Below are 19,830 nucleotides of genomic sequence, written 5' to 3'. Positions count from 1 at the left end.
TCACTCCGCATAACGCGCTAGACGGAATCCTACGTCATCGCGCCCGGCTTGCCCATAATCTCGGTACGATAGGCGTAATTCCTTTAACTTGGACTGCCCCCAGTTGGCACCGCGAATGACGTAGTTGTCGCCGGTCTGGCTGCCTAGTGGGTCCGTCTGTGTTTTGCCATTAGCGGAGGGGATGCGGTAGACATCGTTTACCCACTCCGAGGTATTGCTGCCCATATCGTAGAGACCGTGCTGGTTTGGCCCGAAAGAGGCCACTGGCGCACTGACAACGTGGCCATCCGCATAGTTGTTCAGTGTCGAACCGGTAACATACGCTGAGCTAGTGTCGGCATAGTTTCCGACAACCTGCGTCGGAGGAAAAGTGTCACCCCACGGGAAACGCAGCAGAGTTTGGCCGCTGGCGCGAGCGGCCCAGGCCCATTCAGCTTCCGAGGGTAATCGGTAACCGGTGGAACTGGCGTCATAGCCTGTCACAATGCCATTTTTTTGCGCATAAAACGCGGATAACCCTTCCTTCGCGCTAAGCCAGTTGCAAAAGGCTGCGGCCTGCTGCCAGCTCACCTGCACGACAGGTTGGTGTTTTTGATTGAGGCTATTGCCTTCAACCCGCCCTGAATTATGACTAGGCTGGAACTGGCGAAATTGGGCGTTTGTGACCTCGGTCGTTTGCAGATAGAACATGCGCCTTAACGCGACCGGATGCAGTACTTCGTTGGCCCGCCGACCCGGCTCACGTCGGGAGGCTCCCATAGTGAAGTTCGCCATTGCCGATTCGCCGGGCTTGAATAACAGCAACGTCTGTCCTAAAGCCGAGGTGACCTCCGGTTTGATGCTGGCCAGCTTTACCGCCTGCTGCGTCTGTAATCTCACCTCCACCCGTTGAGCCAGTCCGGGACGTGGGGTGACGCTGCGTCGCACAGTAGCGTAACCGTCAAGACTCACCTCCAAGGTGTGCGCCACCGCTGGCAATGATACGGTCTGGTTACTGTTGCGAGCCCGTTTGCCATCGATGCGCAAGACGGCATTCGCCGGACTGATACTGAAGCGCACCTCACCCAGTTCGGCTTGCAGCGTCACCGTCTGTTGGTCACTGCCCGCGGCGGGCAGTTCTACTGAGCTGCTGTAGCGCTTATAGCCGGGCTTGAACACCGCTAGGCGGTGAGCGCGGTCCGGACTCAGTGCCAGTGTCAGGGGAGTCTGGCCTTGAAATTCGCCATCAAGGGTCACGTTGGCGCTACTGGGTACGCTGCTCAAGGTCAGCTCTCCTGCGGCGGGTTGCAGCGTCACCACGCCCAGGTCAAGATTTTCACTGGCATTGACCTGCAGCGTTTGTTGCCAGTCGGCATAGGTCTGCAACTGCAACATCAGCTGGCGCTCACCCTGCAGTATTTCTAGAGTAGCTGGCGTATGTCCCGCGGGCTCCCCGTCCAGCAGAATATTTGCCCCCGAGGGTACGCTGTCTAACGTGACCTTGGCCCAGGCGGGCGCCATTTTCAGCTGTAATTGTTGTCGCACGCTGCGGCCGGTGATCATCAGTGTTTGCTCCATTGGCAGATGTCGGGCTTCTTCGAGCCGCAGCTGGTGCTCGCCTTCTGTCAGAGGAAGGTCCTGGAGTGGGGTCTTACCAACGGTGTCACCGTCGATGATGACGCTGGCGCCGGCCGGCTCACTGTTGACAGAGAGTAAACCGGGCAGAGACTGAAGCTGTACCTCGATAGACTGGCTGTCGCGCTGATCCACGGTCGCGGTGGTGGTAAGTGGGTGATAGCCTTTAGCGGTTACCCGGATGTCGTATTCGCCCGGCCGCAGCAGATAGCGTTTACCAAACGGCAAAGCCAGTCCAGAGACAGAGACTTTCGCGGGCGCCTGCGCCGTTACCTCTATCATGAGTGACCGAGCGCTGAGCAGGAATAGCATGAGCAGGATGAACAGGGCCAGACAAAAAAACAGCACCATTCTACCGGCCTTGCGCGGCACTGGTGCTTTCGGGGCAGCTTGCTCTAGCGGGGTAAAACTGCTGGGTGCGATAGTGACTGGCTTGGTTGACATGTCTTGTGCCATTTCAAATAGGGTCTGTGCAAATGATGGTCACATTAGTAGGAGGACTGTCGTGCGCAATAATAAAGCTCTGCCGCACGTCGCGATAACCATTTCGGGTTCCCGAAGCAGTATAAGTCCCCGGTCGCAGCGACAGATCATGCTGTGCGAAGCGACCCAGCCTAGCGACTTTGTAGACGATCACGTCGGTTTCCTCATCTGAGCGCAGGGTGATATTAACCGTTGCATTGGCTTGCTGCAGTAGGGTTTCCAGTCGGTCAATTTGGCGCGTCAGAACCGGTCCGCGCGGCCTAATTTGTTTGGCCTGTTGTAATCGCTTTGCAACTGCGGTGGCGACCGCAGCATCGGACAGTCGCTGCGGCGCTTCAATGGTGTTGCGAAGTTCTTGGTCAAGCGCTGCTCGCGCTCGGCTGCGTTGCAGTCCTTCGCTGGCAAATACTATGCTGCGGTCCAGTTGCTGCGCCTGCTTATAGTCATCTACCGCCTTTTGCCACTGCTCTTGCTGCTCATTTTTTTGCCCTCGCTGATTCAAGGTGCTAAGGCGCTGTGCAGTTTGGGCTGTCGCTACTTGCTCTAGTGCACTGGCCGCCTCTGTGGAGCCCTGCTGTAATGCAGCGGCGGTGAGGAAAGCTTTCTTAGCGGTGTCAAATCGGCCTTCATTCAGAGCGCTATAGCCTTCGCTCATGGCCTTATTGAAATTCTGGCTTCTGGCTTTCTGCGTAATGCGCTGCAGTTCACTGCGCGCGCGCTGGTGCAACGGATCAAGCGCTGTTGCTTGCTGCAGTAACTGCTGCGCCTGTGACAGGTCGCCGTCAGTCTCGGCTGCTGCCGCCTGCTCCAGTAAAGGAAGCACCTGCGGCAACAATTCGGCGCGCTGTTGCAGTGATACGATATCGCTGCTGTTGGGCTCAATAAGGGCTGCTACTGTCAGTTCGGCAAGGGCGGCCTCTTTATCACCATCTTCTATCGCCTGTCCGGCAGTCTCCAGTCGTTTGTTTAGTTCCTCTGGCATGGCGTCTTGCAGTGCTTGCAGTGCCGTGAGTGCCTGCTGATAGTTTGCTGTGGCCTGCGCGTATTGCCGGGTTTTGTAGAGCGTATCGCCGTCTACGGCGAGGGTAGCCACGCCGGCAAATGCGTCAGGTGCCCATTGTTCAACGCCGCGCGTCTGCAGTGTGTCCTGAAGTTCCAGTAACTGCGCCAGCATTTCTTGCGCCTCTTTGCGCAATCGGGCCGCTTGCGCATCGGACCAAGGCGAGGCGTCGGCAGCGGCGGGGGAGCCCTTTCCTGCGCCCGTGTCGGGTTGTTCTGATGCTGCTGTGCCCTCTGTTTCAGTTGTAGTCGGTGCGGGCACGCTTTTTACTGACTCCAGGCTGTTGGGAAGCCAAAAAATCACCAACGCAGCCAACAGTACCAGGCCACCCAAAGCTGGCAGTACCCAGACTGGAGTGCCTCGAGGAACAGCAACATCCGCGTTACGGTGAGCGGAATTCGGCACGGGGGCCGGTTGTACTGCGTCAAACGGTGTGGGTTCTAATGGATCATTGTGAGACGACATACGGTGGTTGGAACCTTAAGTACCAGTGAAACGGATCAGAGTGTATCAGCAGTGTCGGCCGATTCCTCAGGTAATTCGAGGCTGCCAATCTCGGCGCGGTAAATATCGCCTAGCAGTGCACGCCACTGAGCATATTGTTCTTCAACATTGCCTGTCAGTATGATGGTGTCGTCTTCCAGTTCGATGATCTGCGGGGTGATTTCCGCCCCTAGTGACATGCCCAGCTCTTCCAGCGCCTGCACATGAATCTGAGCTTCGTTACGCTTATCCAGTCCACTTTTGACGAGATAACCCCCCCCCAGAATAGCGACCTGACCGGCGGTTCTGGCGGCACTGCTATCGCCAGAGCTGGCAGCCGCAATGCCCGCTAAAACCGCAATGCCGCCTACGATCAAGTTGCGTGTACTTTCGGCTCGCAACGCCTGCAGTGCAGCAGACTCTTCAAAACTCGCCCTGCGCCATTCCTGATAGGGCTCCAACATTTGTAAATCAAAACTGGCATAGTAAACCTGCAGTGTGTCGACATACAGACGGTTTCTTTCGCGAATGTCGCGCACGCGCCCCAGCATGGGGTCATTTTCGGCGGGCAGTCGCTTGATCTCGTACTCACCTTTGCGTGTTTTTTCCAGATAAGGGTCAAAGGCTTCAGGGGAAAAATCGCGCGCAAAACGCAGCTCGGTGACCAGTCGTACATCGCCACGCTCTTTTTCGGTTAGCTCTTCCAACTGCTCAAGCAGATCATTAGCGATGGTGTTGTAAACGGCCTGAAACGGATCATAGGGGTTGCGTGTCGCAGGTTGATAGGCATAGCGGCTGGCCTTGCCGGTATAGGTTTCTTCCAGCCACACTTCCCCACGCGCATCGATAGCGGTGATAGCCAGTTGCAATTCCTCGCCGTCAGAGTGCAGGATCTCGCCTCGCACAATCAGGTCAGTGACCTGCGTGCCATCGGGCACTACCCGCACGGCGGCCCAAGCGCCACTATTCTGTATTGACTCAGACAAAACCAGTGGCATGAATCGGGCTTCAGCTTGGCGCACCTCTGGGTAAACCTGCTCATCTTCATCGAAGTTATCGAGGCCGGGATCAAATACCACCACAGACACATCGAACAGTAATGCCTCTGGCACGGCTGAAGAGGGCGTGTCGATGTTGGGCACAGAAGTGCTTTTGATCGTCTGGCTAACGCAGGCGCTCAACACGAAACACGCGGTGATTACAGCCAGCAGTCGCAAAGTGTTCATTTTTTGAGGCCTGTATATTTACGATACTCATCCCACAGTCGTTCCCGAATGGCCGGGTCAGGTTCGCGCATCGCGGCCTCACGCAGCTGTCGAGCAACCACATCATCATTGTTACCGTTGGGGATGTCGGTTGGAGGTGGATATTTCGCCGTATTCTGCGGCACACGGCCCGCAGCTGCAGCGCCGCCCATGCCACCACCGGCGGTGTAATTTCCAGCATCCGCTGTGCCGTTTTCATAGGAGCCGTTGCCCTGCCCAGCACTCCCGCTATTTGCGCTGCCTATCGGCGTAGGCGGCCGCTTGGCAGCCTGTGCGCGCGCAGCTGCGCGCTGTTCCTCTTGGCTTTTCATAATGATGGTGTCGAACTCGCCAGCGCCTTTTTCCAATTGAGCGTCGAGTATTGCCACCTGTTCTGCAGGTGTCAGTGGACCGCTGCCGCCTGCGGGCATCCCCGTTGGTGAGTCGTAACCGCCGCTGTCTCCCGGCATGCCCGCGGGTAAACTATAACGGCTGCTGCCGTCATAATTTTTAGGGCTTCCGTTGTTCGCTGCCTCGCCGTTAGGCTGACCGGCTTTTTCAAAGCCATCCATATCGGCTGCTGTGCCGTCGGCTTCGCTAGGAGTGCCCTGTGCTGTCGGTTGGATGGGTTCATCGCGCAGGTCTGGCAGGTTGTCACCGCTGGTGATGCCGTCACCAAAGCCGGGCTCCATGCTGTCTCCGTCATTGCTATTTGCTTCAGAGCCACTGGATTCCGCCTGTTCGCCGCTCGCGCCCAACGTTTGAGTCTCGTCATCCGGCGGTCCCATCGCGTCGCTACTGGCTGCAGAGCTCGTCTGGCCACTACCAGATTGCTCGGCAGACTCACGTTCTGCACCGGGTGAGCTTTGAGCCGTTTGGCTGGGACTGCCGCTGGATGATTGGTTACTGGTGCTGCCCGCTGAACTGCTGGAGCTGCTTTGCGGAGGTGGTGCGCTGCTCGGTGGCGGTGTCGGTGGTGGCTCAGGTTGCGTTGGGTTGCTCGCGCTGGGACAGCCGGACAGGGCGACACAGAGACAGGCGGCAGCGCCGACGCGGCAAAGCTGCTGGAATGTTGGGTTATTGAACATTGAATGCCTTCACCATTTTTTCTGTCTCTTGTGGTTGTCCGTCGGCGAAACGCGGCCGGAAAATGGTCTTACGCAGCCGATTCATCAACTGCTTCGCTTGCTTATTGTGATCGTCATTGTCATCGATTCGTTCCAGATCCTGTACCTTGCCTTTTGCATCGACGGTGAATTCCAGCACTATTTCGGCCTCTTTCGGGTCTACCGCAGGCGGCAGCGGCGTAAGGCCGGCAACGTCGGGCAGCGCTATTGGTTGACTAAACAGCTTCTGCAGCTGGAGTTGGGCATCGTCTTCCCCTGCAAGTTCCGTCTCGGCCTCTTGGTAGGCTTGCCATGCGTCCTTTGAGCGGCCATTCCAAAGGCTCCAGTCTCCCAGCATCACTTGGGTCTGGGCGATATTCGGCTCGATGCGGGCAATGGCTTCAATGATATTATTGCCTTGGCGATAACTCTGGGCGCGGTAGGCATTAAATTGTAGCAGGGCTTCAGGCGGGCGCTCGTCATCGCTGAATGCTCGGTCTGATTCTTGCCAGACATAGCCCGCAATAAGATATTGTGTCTCTAACATGCCCTGCAGGGGCGCTAACAGTTTAACGGATGTCTCTCCCTCTTCCTCTCCTGCCGCCACATTTCGCAGTGCCTGCCTGTAGAACTCCGTCATATTGAGCAGCCGCAGATATCCATGCGCGCCCAGCCCCAATTGATAGGCAGCGTACTGCCACTGTGCCTGCTGCATTAAGGCATTCGTTAACGCATCGCCGGTCGCACTACTGCGCATTTGCACGCGGTAGAGGTAGTCTTGGCGCTCGTCTGCCATGGCATAGTCTTGTATTGCGAGGTGGCTAGCAATTTCGCCCTGCAACAGCGGAACTTGTTGAGCACAGTAGAGCCCTTCGTTGACACGCGTCAGATGTATGCCACGTCTGAATAACGCGATCGCTTGGGTGTGTCGTCCTTGGGACTGCAGGGTCAGAGCCAGACTGAGCAACGGTTCTGAGAGCTCTGGGGCATAGGCGCCGCCGCTGGATTCGATAGCCTCTATAGCGCGCGTGTATGCCTGCTCTTCCTGTGAGACGGTGTATACAGCTGGTTCGTTCGCTAGCGTCTCGTCCGCAGAGTTAGGAAGACTATGTAGCGCAAGCCCAGTCATCAGGATGGACGAGAGAAGGTTAACAATAGATGTTCTGTTCAACTCCCACCTCATGTAAGACGCGTTTAATGTGTTTAAGTGTAAAGATCAAGGTTTAACAGGACTATACATCACCCCAGTAGACGGACAAAATACTCGCCCATTATGACGTCGGTGGCGCGCCACTATTGCAGGGAGTTTTATGAGTCAGTTTGAACGGGAAACGGCAGTTGAACAGGTGGACGATAACCGCTTTCTAGGAGAGCTACATGAGGGCTGGCGTATTGGTGCTGTGCCTAACGGTGGCTATGTGCTGGCGCTGGCGGGGCGAGCGTTGCGCGCCGTTTTACCGCATAAGGACCCGCTGACCGTCAGTGCCTTTTATTTAGCACCCACTGTTCTGGGTCCAATTGAATGTCGGGTAGAGATTCTTGGGGGCGGGCGCAGTACCAGTTTTGCCGAGGTCAAGATGTACCAAGAAGGGCAGCTTAAAGTAAAGGTGACGGCCGCCTATACCGATTTAGACAAGCTTCACGGAGAGACCTGGTCCGCCAATGGCAGACCGCATTACCCTGCCTGGGACGAGTGTGCGCCTGCAGGTGACAAGGGCATCGAATTCAGGCAGCGTGCGGAAATACGAATGGTGTCCGGCCAGGAGGTATTTAGTGAGCGCAAGACGAATGGCAGTGGTGAATTTTGTGGCTGGGTGAGTCATCGCGATGGCAGTGATCCCGATGTCATCGCTTTACTGATGTTTGCCGACGCTTTTCCGCCGCCGATATTTACCGTGTTTGGTCTGGTGGGTTGGGTGCCTACCGTGGAGCTGACAGTACAGGTTCGCGCCCACCCTGCGCCTGGCCCGTTGCAGGTTCGCTTGAGCTCACGTCATATGACCCAGGGCGTGATCGAGGAGGACGGAGAGTACTGGGACAGTGCGGGCCAGTTGGTGGCACTCAGTCGCCAAACGGCCAAGCTTCGTATTAAAAAGCGCTAAGTCACTGGGCGGTATTGGTCAGTAACCCGCTACCCACCCGCCCGGGCGCCGCGTGTCTGAAGACCCGTATAACCAGCCCTCGTCGAGCATGATGGAATTAGTGCGACCGGTGGTGCGGCTCGCCATATCCACGTTTTGTCCCATGGCTTGGAGCAGTCTGACCGTGTCTAGCGAAAAGCCTTCTTCCATTTTGAGTACGTCCGGCATCCACTGATGATGCATTCTCGGCTCAGCCGCAGCGGTGGCGATGTTCATATCAAACACCATTGCATTGAGCGTGGTTTGTAGCACGGTGCTGATGATGACACTGCCGCCGGGGCTGCCGGTTGCCAGCCAAGGTTCGCCGGCGCGAAAGACAATGGTTGGGCTCATGGAAGAAAGCGGCCGTTTACCGGGCTCGATTTTATTGGCCTCACCCTGAACCAGACCAAACGCGTTAGCGCTGCCGGGGCTACTGGCAAAATCCGCCATCTCATTATTGAGCAGCATGCCCGTGCCGGGTACGACGATGTTGGAGCCGAAGCTGAAATTCAGTGTGTAGGTGTTGCTGACAACGTTGCCAAAGCGGTCGGCGACGCTGTAATGCGTGGTCTCGGTACTTTCGTTGCCCAATAATTGCCCAGGTGCTATGTCCACCGAAGGGGTTGCGACGTTGCTGTCGATACGTTGCCGCTGCTGCTCGGCATAGGCTTTGTCAACGAGTTGAGTGACCGGCACGTCAACGAAGTCGGGATCCGCCAGATACAGACTGCGGTCGGCATAGGCGAGTTTCATGCTTTCTGTTAGGTGGTGTACATAGGCCGCAGAGTTGTGGCCCATGGCCTGCAGATCATAGCCTTCGAGTATGTTGAGCATCTGCACAATGTGCACTCCGCCAGAGGAGGGTGGCGGCGTGGAAACAATTTCGAAGTCTTTGTAGGTGCCACGCACGGGTTGCCGCTCCACCACGCGGTAGTCGGCGAGGTCCTGGGCCGTTATCAGGCCGCCTCCGGATTCCATTTCGGTGGTGATGAGCTGTGCCACTTCGCCACCGTAAAAGCCATTGATACCCTCTTCGCTGATCTCACTGAGTGTCCAGGCCAGATCAGCCTGTCGCCAGATATCGCCAACCGCGTAAGCGGACCCGTCCGGCTGAAAGAACTGGCGCTTTGCGGCGGGGTTTTTGCGTAAATTCTGCGCGCTGGCGCTGATCTCAAAAAAGAGACTGTAAGAAACAGGAATGCCGTCCCTTGCTAGCGCAATAGCGGGCGCGAGCGCCTGCTCCCGGGTGAGGGTTCCGTATTTTTCCAACGCGTAAAGCATGCCTGCCACGGTACCCGGCACTCCCGCCGACTGCAGACTGAAGTACTCCCGTTGCTTGTCGAGATTGCCTTCATTGTCTAAGAACATATCGCGGCTAGCCGCAGCGGGTGCGGTTTCTCGATAGTCGATCAGGGTTTCTCTATCGTCATCGGCAAGGTGGATCAGCATAAATCCGCCCCCGGCGAGATTGCCGGCGCGGGGGTAGGTGACTGCCAGCGCGAAACCAGTCGCGACCGCGGCGTCGATCGCATTGCCGCCCTGACGCAATATTTGCGCCCCCACCTCTGCGGCCAGCTGCTCGGGGCCTACCACCATGCCATTGCGTGCGATAACGGGCAGAAAGCGCTCTTTGTAGTCGATGATGGGTATGAGCGTGCTTGTGTCGGCATTGCTTGCCATCGGCACTGAGTCAGCGTCGGAGACGAATGCGTTGTCTGGTTCTTGGGTGGCGCAGGATGCAATGGCGAGACTGAACAGGCTCAGGATCAGTCGTGATTGAGGCAGACGATTCACAGGTAAAGCTCCTAGTTTTTACGATGCACAGACTTTAACTGTTTTGCATTGCCACGCATACTCATGGCCTCAAGGGTTCTATGTCGACCCAAAAGGTGTTGTCAAGTGGGAGAGTCAAGCGGTGGATGTATTGCAAACCGAAATCGAACAACGCTGGTGCACCATGTTCGCGGCATTAGCGGCCGGGGACGATGTGCCGCCGTCTCAGCGCTTGCGCGCCGAGGGAATGATGGAAGCCGCCGTAATGCTGGGCATTGCCACACCTGATGTGCTGATTGAGGCTATGGACAGCTGTTATCGCGCTGTTTTTGGCTGCGGACTCGATGAGGCATGTGGAGAGGACTGGCAGGCGTTTTTCCCCTTCCCACAGATTCCTGCAATGTCGAAGCGGGCGCCCGTGTATCCCAGCACCCGCGACTAGCGCCATGCCAGCAGAATCTCCCAGACGCCATTGCGCGCAGCTTTGCGCATAGCGGAAGCGCTTTTCTCTGCGCGAGCTTTGCCTCTGGTGCGCGCTACCGCTACTATGAGTGGTCTGGGATAGAGCAGGATTTGAGTGTGAAATACGACACCTTTCGACGCGAATATACTGCCGGCGGGTTGACGCGAGAGGGGCTTGACGCCTGTCCCATTCGGCAGGTTGAAATCTGGCTGGAGCAGGCAGTGCGCGCTGACCTGATAGACCCCACGGGCATGGTGCTGGCGACGGTGGATGCGGGGGGTGAACCTCGGCAACGCATCGTATTGTTGAAGGGGTTGTCCGACGCCGGTTTTGTGTTCTACACCAATCACGACAGCGACAAGGCTCATGCGATCGAGTGCGAGCCAAGAGTGTCGCTGCTGTTTCCCTGGAATGTGCTGGAACGGCAGATCATTGTGGGCGGCACGGCGGAGAAAATGAGTGACGCTGAGTCTGCCGATTATTTTATGACACGACCCCGCGAGAGCCAGATAGCGGCGTGGGCTTCACGCCAGAGCAGGCCCATTGCCGACCGTGCGATGCTGGAGCAGCAAGCGGAAGATATTCGTCTTCAATTCGGTGATGGAGACATTCCGACGCCGGCGTTCTGGGGTGGCTATCGGGTTGTGCCTCAGCGCATAGAATTCTGGCAGGGCGGAGCGCACCGTTTGCACGACCGTTTTGTGTATCGCAAATGCGCCCAGGGCACGTGGAACATCGAGCAATTACAGCCCTAGGTCGTTAGTGGCAACTAGCGGGCTTGGCGTTGGGCAAAATAGCGCGGCTCTTTGTCTATTCCTAGTAAGAAGCGGCGCATCATGTCGAGGCCTGCGGCGGCTAGCATCGTCTGGAATAATGTGCGGTCTACCGGCCAGACTAGGCAGCGAGTGCGAATGTTTTGCCGGTCGCCCCATGCCAGCCATACCGTACCTACCGGTTTATCGTCTGTGCCGCCACCGGGCCCCGCGATGCCAGACACGGCTATGGCGTAATCGGCACCAGAGCGCTGCAGCGCACCCAAGGCCATCTCCCGCACCACTTCCTCACTGACAGCACCCTTGTCGGCCAGCGTTTGGGCGTTCACGCCCAGTACCGATTGCTTGATCGCGTTGGAATAGGTCACGAAGCCAGCATGAAAACCCTGCGATGACCCGGGTATGCGGGTGAGCATGGAGGCGATAAGTCCACCGGTGCAAGACTCAGCAGTGGTGAGGCTGGCGCCGCGCTCTTGTAGGAGTTCTAACACTCTGTGCGCCAGCAAGGTATCGCCTACGCCGATGATATGGTCGCCGAACAATGCCTCCAGTGTTTCTCGACAGCGCCGCTGTGCATCGCTGTCCGCTGCGCTGGCGATGCTGAGTTTGATTTCCATTTGCGGTGCGCCGGCGCGAAATCCCAGCTCGACTTCGGATGGCCAGTCGAACGCCGCGTCGCTGATGATTTGCTGCGCGGTAGACTCTCCGAGACCAAACGTTTGCAGGCGCAGAATGTCGCGCCCGGGGGCTTGCTGCACCTGCGTGGCAAGGTCTGCCACCATGGGACCCAACATGGCTGCCAGTTCGCTGGGTACACCGGGCGTGCAAATAATGCGGCAGTTGCCCAATGTCATCTCGAAGCCCACAGCGCTGCCGATCGGGTTATCAACAATCTTGGCACCTTGCGGCAGCATAGACTGCTTCAGGTTAGCGGCATCGAGCTGCAGATTACGTTTAGCACACCATCGCTCTAGGTGGGCGACTGCCTGTGGGTGCTCTTGCAGCGGCACCCCTGCCACCGCTGCCAAAATTTCAGCAGTAAGGTCGTCAATCGTCGGGCCCAATCCGCCGTTGACGATAATGAGGTCGGCCTTGGTCGCCATATCGGCGAGCTCTGTGCTAAGTAGGGTGACATCGTCTCCCACTGTGACTTTGCGATAGATGCCCAGCCCCGCTTCGCCAAAGCGCTGTGCGATGAGTGCAGAGTTGGAGTCGACCGTATCGCCACTCATGATTTCGTTGCCGGTGAGCAGGAGCTGTATATTCAACAGGGCGTCTTTCATAGGGATCTTATCCACGAGGTAGTGTGCAAGCATAGCGCCAATGCTTTCGCGAAGCCAAAGTGCTATCGTTTCTGTAGGAGGAGTGTGACATTGTCTGATATGAATTTCTGTGCCGAATGCGGCGGCCCGTTGCTACGACATGTAGTAGAGACAGAACTGCGTAATCATTGGTATTGCTCTCGCTGCCTGACGCCTCAATACGTCTCCCCTCGCATTATTGTGACCACTTTCGTCGGCTGTGGCTATCGCCTGTTGTGGGCACAGCGGGGTTTGGAGCCGCAGCGCGGTAAATGGGGCATACCGGGCGGTTTTCTCGAGTTAGGGGAGACACTGGCTGAAGGTGCCGCAAGAGAGCTCTATGAGGAGACCGGTATTGCTGTGCGACCCGATCAATTGCAGTTGTATATGACGGGGAGCATCACCTTTATCAATCAGGTCTACATGGGCTTTCGGGCAACCGTTGATGTGGATGTTTGTGCGCCAGGCGTTGAATCCATGGACTGTCGGTTTTTCACGCGCGATGAGTGTCCGTGGGATGAGGTCGCTTATCCGCAGGTCAATGACTCCATCAGACAGGCCTATGATGATCTCGATAGTGGTCGCTTTGATGTGTGGCAGGCTGAGATGACCGAAAACGACTATGTGTTGCGCCCCGTGTCCCATTCTGAGGTTGATCAATCGGGCAACAGACGTTAAAGGCGGCTAAATTTTAGACTACCAGCGGCACTATCGCTTTATTCAATATGGTAAAGTGCGGCTCTCTTTTTAAAACAGCGGAAAACCCTCATGGCATTACTTCCTGAAGTGACATTAGACAGCGATGAACAAAAAGCCAGCTACGGTTTTGGCTTACAATTTGGCGAACAACTGCGCCGCAGTGGCTTTGATGGCCTAGAGCTGGAGGCCGTTTTGGCAGGGGTGCAGCACTGGTATCATCATCAGGAAGCTGTGCTGTCCGATGCCGAGATTAATCCTAGCTACCAGATCATTCATGAGCGTCAGGAAGCCAAGGCTGCTGAGCTATCTAAGAAGCGCGAGGCGTTGGCTGAAAAGTTTCTGGTGGCTAATGCCGCGCGAGCGGAAGTGTCCACCACCGCAAGCGGTCTACAGCATGAGGTGCTGGAGTCTGGCGACGCTGCCGGCCCCAGTCCTAATGCGCAATCGACGGTTGTCGTGCACTACCATGGAACACTCGTGGACGGGACTATCTTTGATAGTTCAGTTGACCGAGGCGAGCCCGCAGAGTTTGGTGTGCACCAAGTCATTCCTGCGTGGACCGAGGCACTGCAGATGATGTCGGTAGGCGACAAGTGGCGTATCGCGTGTCCACCCAAGTTGGCTTATGGTGAGCAAGGTGCGGGCGACGCTATTGCGCCCAATACACCACTGGTATTTGAAGTTCACCTGATCGCCATTAAAGACTGACCTTCGATGATCGCGAATATTAATCTGCCGCGTATTCTTCGAGTCGGCGCTGGTGTGAGTGGGCAACTGGTCACCAGTTTAAATGAGTTAGGCCTTGCGCGGCCTTTGCTGGTGACCGATCCTTTTATGCTGGAGTGCGGGTACTGCGAGCGACTTGAGGCTCCGCTGCGGGCAGCGGGTATGCAGTATGGTTTATTCAGTGAATGCGTGCCTGACCCTACTACAGATAGCGTTTACGCTGCACTGGCCCAGTTGCGCGAGGGGGATTACGACTGTGTGGTTGCCCTTGGGGGTGGTAGTTCGCTGGACACAGCCAAGGCCGTTGCGGTATTGGCCGAGCATGGTGGCATCATGCGTGATTACAAAGTGCCTCGTCAGGTCGATTCAGGTCTGCCTATTATAGCGATCCCTACCACGGCAGGGACTGGCTCTGAGGCCACCCGAGTAGCGGTGATTACAGACACCGAAACGCAGGAAAAAATGCTGTGTATGGGTCTTGGCCTGATGCCGCTGGCTGCGCTGGTTGATTTTGAGCTGACGCTGACAATGCCCTACCGCCTCACAGCGGACACCGGTATCGACAGCCTGTGTCATGCACTGGAGGCTTATGTCAGTCGCAAGGCTAATGCCTTTACTGACAGTATCGCCCTTACCGCCATGAGTACGATTTACCGGAATATTCGCACAGCGTGTGCTGAGCCGGACAATCGTTTGGCCAAGGAGGCGATGATGCTGGCCGCGACCCAGGGCGGTATCGCGTTTGCCAATGCCTCGGTCACACTGATTCATGGGATGAGTCGTCCAATTGGCGCTTTGTTTCATGTGCCACATGGACTAAGCAACGCTATGTTATTGGCGGAGGTTACCGCCTGGTCCGTCGATTGCGCGCCCGAGCGGTATGCACATTGTGCGCGCTATATGGGCATAGCGAGTGCTTCACAGAGTGATGAGATCGCATGCGCTAGTCTGGTCGATGCGTTGCGTCTGTTGGCGACAGACTTGCAGGTCCCGGGACCGAAAGCCTTTGGTATCAGTCGTGATGACTGGTTCAATTCCCTCGAGTTAATGGCTACTCAGGCCCTAGACTCCGGTTCGCCTGCCAACAATCCGCGGGTGCCGCAGGCGCAGGACATCGTGCAACTCTACCAGCGTATTTGGTAGACGTGGGTCAAGGGAATAACCATAGCGGGGGGGTGAAAAACGCACCTGTGGATGGCTGTCACGGTTACATTGCCTGCTTATATTGTTTAAAGTTGCTTCTCGTTTTACCACTCACGATGGATTGTTAGCGTATGAAACGTGTGATATTTAACCAGAAAGGTGGGGTTGGTAAGACTAGCATCGCCTGTAATCTGGCCGCTATCAGCGCGGCAATGGGCTATCGCACCCTAGTGGTCGACCTTGATGTTCAGGGGAATACCACCCACTACTTAGTGGGCGCAGTTGACGGGGAAGCTTTTCCGGCAGAAGCGCAGGGTGTGGCGGGCCTTTACCGGCAGACGGTAGGTCCTCGCAAGATGGGCCGCAATCCGGATTCGTTTGTTTGGGAAACCCCCTACGAAAATTTGTTCCTGCTGCCCTCAAGTCCGATGCTGTCGTCGATGGAAAAGGAACTTGAATCCCGCTACAAGATATACAAACTGCGCGACGCTCTGGAGAAACTCAATGACGAGTATGACCGGGTGTATATCGACACGCCTCCCAGCTTCAACTTCTATTCCAAATCGGCGTTGATAGCCGCAGATTTCGTGCTGATCCCTTTCGATTGCGACAGCTTTGCGCGTCAGAGCTTGTATTCCCTGCTGGACAATATTGGCGAGTTACAGGAGGACCACAATCCAGATCTTGAAGTGGAAGGCATTATTGTCAATCAGTTCAACGCTCAGGCGCGGCTGCCCGGTGAGTTGGTGGCTGAATTGCAGGCGGAAGGTCTACCCGTATTCACGTCCTTTCTCAGTAGTTCCGTGAAGATGAAAGAATCTCACCGGGCGCATCGGCCCCTCATAGATTTGGCGCCGAGCCATAAGCTCACCGGCCAATTTCTGGATTTGCATGCAGAACTTGAAAGGACCGCCGCGCGCGCAACAAGCTGATTGTCCAGCGGACGCCAGGCGAGAGGCGTCATTAGTGAAATCTGGAATATCTATATACTTCGTGGTTATTGGTAACTCCGTTTTTGATTCTATAAAGTGCCCCCCCTGACGCGAATAATTTTGGTATATGCCCTGTGGAATTGGACCTCGACACTGTTAACGATACTTTGCGCGACGCCAGTGCGGCCGAAGTCGTCAGGTGGGCGCTGGGTCAGGGTCGCAGAGCGATCGCGACAACCAGTATGGGTCGCAATGCGGCGGTCATGTTACATCTTGTCAGTCAGGTCGATGCAAGCTTGCCCACTATCTGGGTCGATACCGGCTACAACCTGCGCGATACCTACGTCGTTGCAGAGCGCTTGATCCGCGATCTAAACGTCAATATACAGGTCTACTCGCCTCAAATGACCTCCGAGCGTCGCAACGCGATCATGGGAGGTATACCTGCTGTGGATGAGGAGGAGCGGCACCAGGGTTTCACGCAGGACGTTAAGTTGGAGCCTTTTGCCCGCGCGCTGGCCGAATTCCAACCTGAAATTTGGCTAACCGGTATTCGCCAAGAGGAGACGGAACACCGAAAAACGCTGGATATCGTGTCTGTGGATGGTCGCGGCATCATTAAGGTTGCGCCGATTTTCTACTGGTCAGAGGATGATGTTGAAAACTACATGGAGCAGTTGGCACTGCCCACATGCAAACATTATTTTGACCCTACCAAGGCGCATGATGGCCGCGAGTGCGGGTTACACACGCACGCCTGAGTGCACTGTAGAGGCATGCCTAGCGGTCGATACGAACGTAGACGCGGCGCTTCATTTTGCCGGTAAGGTTGGAAAAAAAGTCCGCCAGCAGCATTTGCCAGCCATACTTCCGTCTTAGAGCCGCGAGGGCTAGGGTCTCTTCTGCCGGTTTATCGAGCACATAGGCGCGCGCATCGTGAAGCTCGCCGGTGAGCGTACCCGTCACAGTGCAGGCGGCGATACGTGAATCACTGAAATTGCGCAGTCGCTTCACTTTGCCTGCATCCCCTGCCGAGAACACATAGTAGCTACCTTCATCTGGCGCGAACCATACAGGCGTAGCCACCCATTCACCGGATCGCTTGCGGGTGGCAAGACTGATGTAGTTGCCCCCTTCGATAAAATCTGTTTCATTAGCGTCCATAAGATTACCTGTAGTGCGAAGTCAGTGGTCTGTGACCGATGGCGCTATTAGAGCCACAATCGGCAGGGCTCACAATACAACAAATGGGAGAAGATTTGATATGAGTCGTTTTGATGGAGCCTCAACCACCGATCAGGTCATTGAGGGTGTTTCCTTAAAAGGAAAATGTGCGGTAGTGACCGGTGCCTCGTCGGGACTCGGGCTGGAGACTTGCCGGGTGCTGGCTGCGGCGGGTGCTACTGTGCTTATGGTGGCTCGCAATAAAGACACGCTGGAGACAGCCGCAGAGGAAATACGACAGCGGCAGCCAGAGGCACAACTGTTGACTCAGATCATGGATTTGGCAGACTTGGATAGTGTGCGCAGTGCGGCGGCGGAGATACTTCAGCAGGCGGATAAAATCCAGCTGTTGATCAATAATGCAGGTGTGATGGCCTGTCCGTTGATGCGAACTGCGCAGGGTTTTGAGATGCAATTTGGCACTAATCATCTGGGCCACTTTTTATTGACCGGACTGCTGTCGCCCGCGCTGATTAATGGCTCTCCAAGCAGGGTGATAAACCTTAGTTCAGCGGGTCACAAGTTTGGCCCCTTTAATTTCAGCGATCCAAATTATCACCAGCGCGAGTATGACAAGTGGCAGGCTTATGGTGAATCCAAGACTGCCAATGTCTTGTTCTCAGTGGGGTTGGACTTGCGCATGCGTGAGCACGGCGTACGCGCCTTTGCTGTCCATCCCGGTATGATTATGACCAATCTCGCCCGTCATCTGGAAGCAGCGGATATCACCGCGCTTACTGATCGATCCTCTTCAAGCGAGCCGCTGGCGTTTAAAACCCCTGAGCAGGGTGCAGCCACCACGGTGTGGGCCGCCACAACATCCGACCTTGCGCTTGAGGGCGGTCAATATTTGGAGGATTGCCACATTGCACAGGCCGCCGAAAGCGGAAGCAGCAGCGGAGTAGAATCCTACGCCGTTGATCCGGCCGTGGCGGAGGAGTTCTGGTTGTTGTCCGAAGATTTGGTGGGACAATCGTTCTCATTTAATTGAACAGACGTTCATGTCTCGCACAGTCTTTTGAGGGCGGGACTGTCTCATGAGTCGCTAAGGCTCGGGTACTGGATGAAACGGCTGGCAGCAAATCACAGCATTAGGTACTCTAGCGCCCAACGCTATTCGCCAGGACGACACGCCTACCATGTCACATCACAATTCTATTAGTGAAATTTTTAAAGGCCAAGTACAACTTGGTGCGCAGGTTACGGTCAAAGGCTGGCTGCGCAGTAAGCGCGATTCCAAAGCCGGGATCTCATTTCTGGCCGTGCACGACGGTTCGGCCTTTGATGCTATTCAGGCTGTAGTGCCCGATACACTGGAGAACTACCAGTCCCAAGTGCTGTCTTTGTCTACCGGTTGCGCGGTGATTGTCAGCGGTGAGTTAGTCCGGTCTCAGGGAAAAGGTCAGAGTGTGGAGATTCAGGCTACTGAGGTGGAAGTAGTGGGCTGGGTTGACGACCCTGAGACATACCCCATCGCCAAAAAACGTCACACGTTTGAATATTTACGCAGCCAGACACACCTGCGTCCGCGCACCAATACCTTTGGGGCAATCACTCGGGTGCGCACCACGCTAGCCAATGCCATTCATAACTATTTTTACAGTAAAGACTTTCAATGGATTAATACGCCCATCATCACCGGCAGTGATTGTGAGGGGGCAGGAGAGCTGTTTCGTGTGAGTACCCTAGATTTTGCTAACCTGCCACGCACTGCAGGTGGTGAAGTGGATTTCAATCAAGATTTTTTTGCCAGCGAGTCCTTTCTCACGGTGTCGGGCCAGTTGGAGTTGGAAGCCTATTGTTTGGCCATGAGTAAGGTTTACACGTTTGGCCCTACGTTTCGCGCTGAAAATTCCAATACCAGCCGTCACTTGGCGGAGTTCTGGATGGTAGAGCCTGAGGTCGCCTTTGCTGACCTGGCTGATAACGCCGCGCTTGCCGAAGATCTGCTAAAACATCTCATTACAACAGTGCTTGAGGAGCGCGAGGACGATATTGCTTTTTTCGGGCAGCATATCGATGACGGCGTGATCGCGCGCCTGCGAGGCCTGATCGATAACGAGTTTGAGCGTATGGACTACTCAGACGCCATTGATATCCTCAAAGACAGTGGGCAGGCGTTTGAATTTCCTGTGGCTTGGGGTTTGGATCTTGCGTCAGAACACGAGCGTTACCTCACCGAAAAGCATGTTGGTAGGCCGGTTGTACTGATGAACTATCCCAAAGATATCAAGGCATTTTATATGCGTCTAAACGATGATGGTAAAACCGTAGCGGCGATGGATGTATTGGTTCCGGGCGTCGGCGAGCTAATAGGAGGCAGTCAACGTGAAGAGCGTCTGGACGTGTTGGATTCACGCATGGATGAATCCTTGCGCGAGGCATTATGGTGGTACCGAGATCTTCGTCGATACGGGACGGTGCCGCATGCTGGATTTGGACTGGGCTTCGAGCGGTTGCTCAACTACGTCACCGGCATGGAAAATGTTCGCGATGCGATTCCCTTTCCTCGTACTCCGGGCCACGCCATTTTCTAGAGTCTGTCGTTATAATGTGCGCGACATCAACATCAACGTCATCTAGGCGGTCTTTGCTGAGTTCTAATCATCAGCAGGACAAGCGCAGAAGAATTGGGTCTCTATGTTGCAGGCGACTGTTTCTGTGAATTTTTATTTTCGGCTTT

The 19,830-nt window shown here is 55.8% G+C and carries 18 protein-coding genes; 10 read left to right on the top strand and 8 right to left on the bottom strand.

Translation table 11 applies throughout. The features are described 5' to 3' along the window. Genes ABXT62_RS14395 through ABXT62_RS14375 form a run of 5 tightly spaced genes read right to left on the bottom strand, consistent with a single transcriptional unit; the run spans nt 1 to nt 7,161 of the window. A complete protein-coding gene (locus ABXT62_RS14395; RefSeq protein ID WP_415355976.1) occupies nt 1–2,058 on the bottom strand; it encodes a PEGA domain-containing protein in 2,058 nt (685 codons plus the stop codon). Nucleotides 2,059–2,071: 13 nt separating this feature from the next. Then, nucleotides 2,072–3,622: a hypothetical protein gene (locus tag ABXT62_RS14390; RefSeq protein ID WP_415355975.1), complete on the bottom strand. Its 1,551-nt coding sequence runs from the start codon at nt 3,620–3,622 to the stop codon at nt 2,072–2,074. Nucleotides 3,623–3,657: 35 nt separating this feature from the next. Beyond that, nucleotides 3,658–4,866 carry a hypothetical protein gene (locus ABXT62_RS14385; RefSeq protein WP_415355974.1) on the bottom strand — a complete coding sequence of 403 codons (1,209 nt, stop codon included), beginning with the start codon at nt 4,864–4,866 and terminating at the stop codon, nt 3,658–3,660. Beyond that, on the bottom strand, nt 4,863–5,972 hold the full coding sequence (locus tag ABXT62_RS14380; RefSeq protein WP_415355973.1) for a hypothetical protein: 1,110 nt from the start codon (nt 5,970–5,972) through the stop codon (nt 4,863–4,865). Before ABXT62_RS14380 ends, ABXT62_RS14385 begins: the two co-directional genes overlap by 4 nt. Next, complete coding sequence (locus ABXT62_RS14375; RefSeq protein WP_415355972.1) at nt 5,962–7,161, bottom strand: hypothetical protein; 1,200 nt, start codon at nt 7,159–7,161, stop codon at nt 5,962–5,964. The genes ABXT62_RS14380 and ABXT62_RS14375 overlap by 11 nt, the downstream gene beginning before the upstream one ends. A 139-nt stretch (nt 7,162–7,300) precedes the next feature. On the opposite strand from ABXT62_RS14375, the gene ABXT62_RS14370 reads away from it, so the two are divergent. Continuing rightward, entirely contained in the window at nt 7,301–8,092 is a 792-nt protein-coding gene (locus tag ABXT62_RS14370) for a thioesterase family protein (protein ID WP_415355971.1), read from the top strand. A gap of 18 nt (nt 8,093–8,110) precedes the next feature. On the opposite strand, the gene ggt is transcribed toward ABXT62_RS14370, so the two are convergent. Next, on the bottom strand, nt 8,111–9,907 hold the full coding sequence (ggt, locus tag ABXT62_RS14365) for a gamma-glutamyltransferase (RefSeq protein ID WP_415355970.1): 1,797 nt from the start codon (nt 9,905–9,907) through the stop codon (nt 8,111–8,113). A gap of 121 nt (nt 9,908–10,028) precedes the next feature. On the opposite strand from ggt, the gene ABXT62_RS14360 reads away from it, so the two are divergent. Further along, nucleotides 10,029–10,328 carry a hypothetical protein gene (locus tag ABXT62_RS14360; RefSeq protein WP_415355969.1) on the top strand — a complete coding sequence of 100 codons (300 nt, stop codon included), beginning with the start codon at nt 10,029–10,031 and terminating at the stop codon, nt 10,326–10,328. 137 nt (nt 10,329–10,465) lie between these two features. Further along, complete coding sequence (pdxH, locus tag ABXT62_RS14355; RefSeq protein ID WP_415355968.1) at nt 10,466–11,104, top strand: pyridoxamine 5'-phosphate oxidase; 639 nt, start codon at nt 10,466–10,468, stop codon at nt 11,102–11,104. Nucleotides 11,105–11,118: 14 nt separating this feature from the next. Here pdxH and ABXT62_RS14350 read toward each other — a convergent pair whose 3' ends face one another. Beyond that, the gene (locus ABXT62_RS14350; protein WP_415355967.1) at nt 11,119–12,405 is read right to left on the bottom strand and encodes a CinA family nicotinamide mononucleotide deamidase-related protein; all 1,287 of its coding nucleotides are present in this window, start codon (nt 12,403–12,405) and stop codon (nt 11,119–11,121) included. Between the two features lie 99 nt (nt 12,406–12,504). Here ABXT62_RS14350 and ABXT62_RS14345 point away from each other — a divergent pair, with 99 nt between their 5' ends. From ABXT62_RS14345 to ABXT62_RS14325, 5 genes are all read left to right on the top strand, one after another. Next, nucleotides 12,505–13,101, top strand: coding sequence for an NUDIX domain-containing protein (locus ABXT62_RS14345; RefSeq protein WP_415358221.1), 597 nt, complete (start codon nt 12,505–12,507; stop codon nt 13,099–13,101). A gap of 90 nt (nt 13,102–13,191) precedes the next feature. Next, entirely contained in the window at nt 13,192–13,830 is a 639-nt protein-coding gene (locus ABXT62_RS14340; RefSeq protein WP_415355966.1) for an FKBP-type peptidyl-prolyl cis-trans isomerase, read from the top strand. Between the two features lie 6 nt (nt 13,831–13,836). After that, nucleotides 13,837–14,991, top strand: a complete 1,155-nt coding sequence (locus ABXT62_RS14335; protein ID WP_415355965.1) for an iron-containing alcohol dehydrogenase — start codon at nt 13,837–13,839, stop codon at nt 14,989–14,991. Nucleotides 14,992–15,122: 131 nt separating this feature from the next. Further along, entirely contained in the window at nt 15,123–15,923 is an 801-nt protein-coding gene (locus tag ABXT62_RS14330) for a ParA family protein (RefSeq protein WP_415355964.1), read from the top strand. A 134-nt stretch (nt 15,924–16,057) separates the two neighbouring features. Continuing rightward, nucleotides 16,058–16,684, top strand: coding sequence for a phosphoadenosine phosphosulfate reductase family protein (locus ABXT62_RS14325; protein ID WP_415355963.1), 627 nt, complete (start codon nt 16,058–16,060; stop codon nt 16,682–16,684). A 19-nt stretch (nt 16,685–16,703) separates the two neighbouring features. Here ABXT62_RS14325 and ABXT62_RS14320 read toward each other — a convergent pair whose 3' ends face one another. Then, nucleotides 16,704–17,087, bottom strand: a complete 384-nt coding sequence (locus ABXT62_RS14320; protein WP_415355962.1) for a PPOX class F420-dependent oxidoreductase — start codon at nt 17,085–17,087, stop codon at nt 16,704–16,706. 100 nt (nt 17,088–17,187) lie between these two features. On the opposite strand from ABXT62_RS14320, the gene ABXT62_RS14315 reads away from it, so the two are divergent. After that, nucleotides 17,188–18,138, top strand: coding sequence for an SDR family NAD(P)-dependent oxidoreductase (locus tag ABXT62_RS14315; RefSeq protein ID WP_415355961.1), 951 nt, complete (start codon nt 17,188–17,190; stop codon nt 18,136–18,138). A gap of 148 nt (nt 18,139–18,286) precedes the next feature. Then, nucleotides 18,287–19,684 carry an asparagine--tRNA ligase gene (gene asnS, locus ABXT62_RS14310; protein ID WP_415355960.1) on the top strand — a complete coding sequence of 466 codons (1,398 nt, stop codon included), beginning with the start codon at nt 18,287–18,289 and terminating at the stop codon, nt 19,682–19,684. Nucleotides 19,685–19,830 lie beyond the last annotated feature (146 nt).

Origin of the sequence: Halioglobus sp. Uisw_031 (genome assembly GCF_047729875.1) — a bacterium.
Lineage (GTDB): Bacteria > Pseudomonadota > Gammaproteobacteria > Pseudomonadales > Halieaceae > Marimicrobium.
Note: the sequence above shows the minus strand (reverse complement) of the source record. Positions and strands in the feature narration are given on the sequence as shown.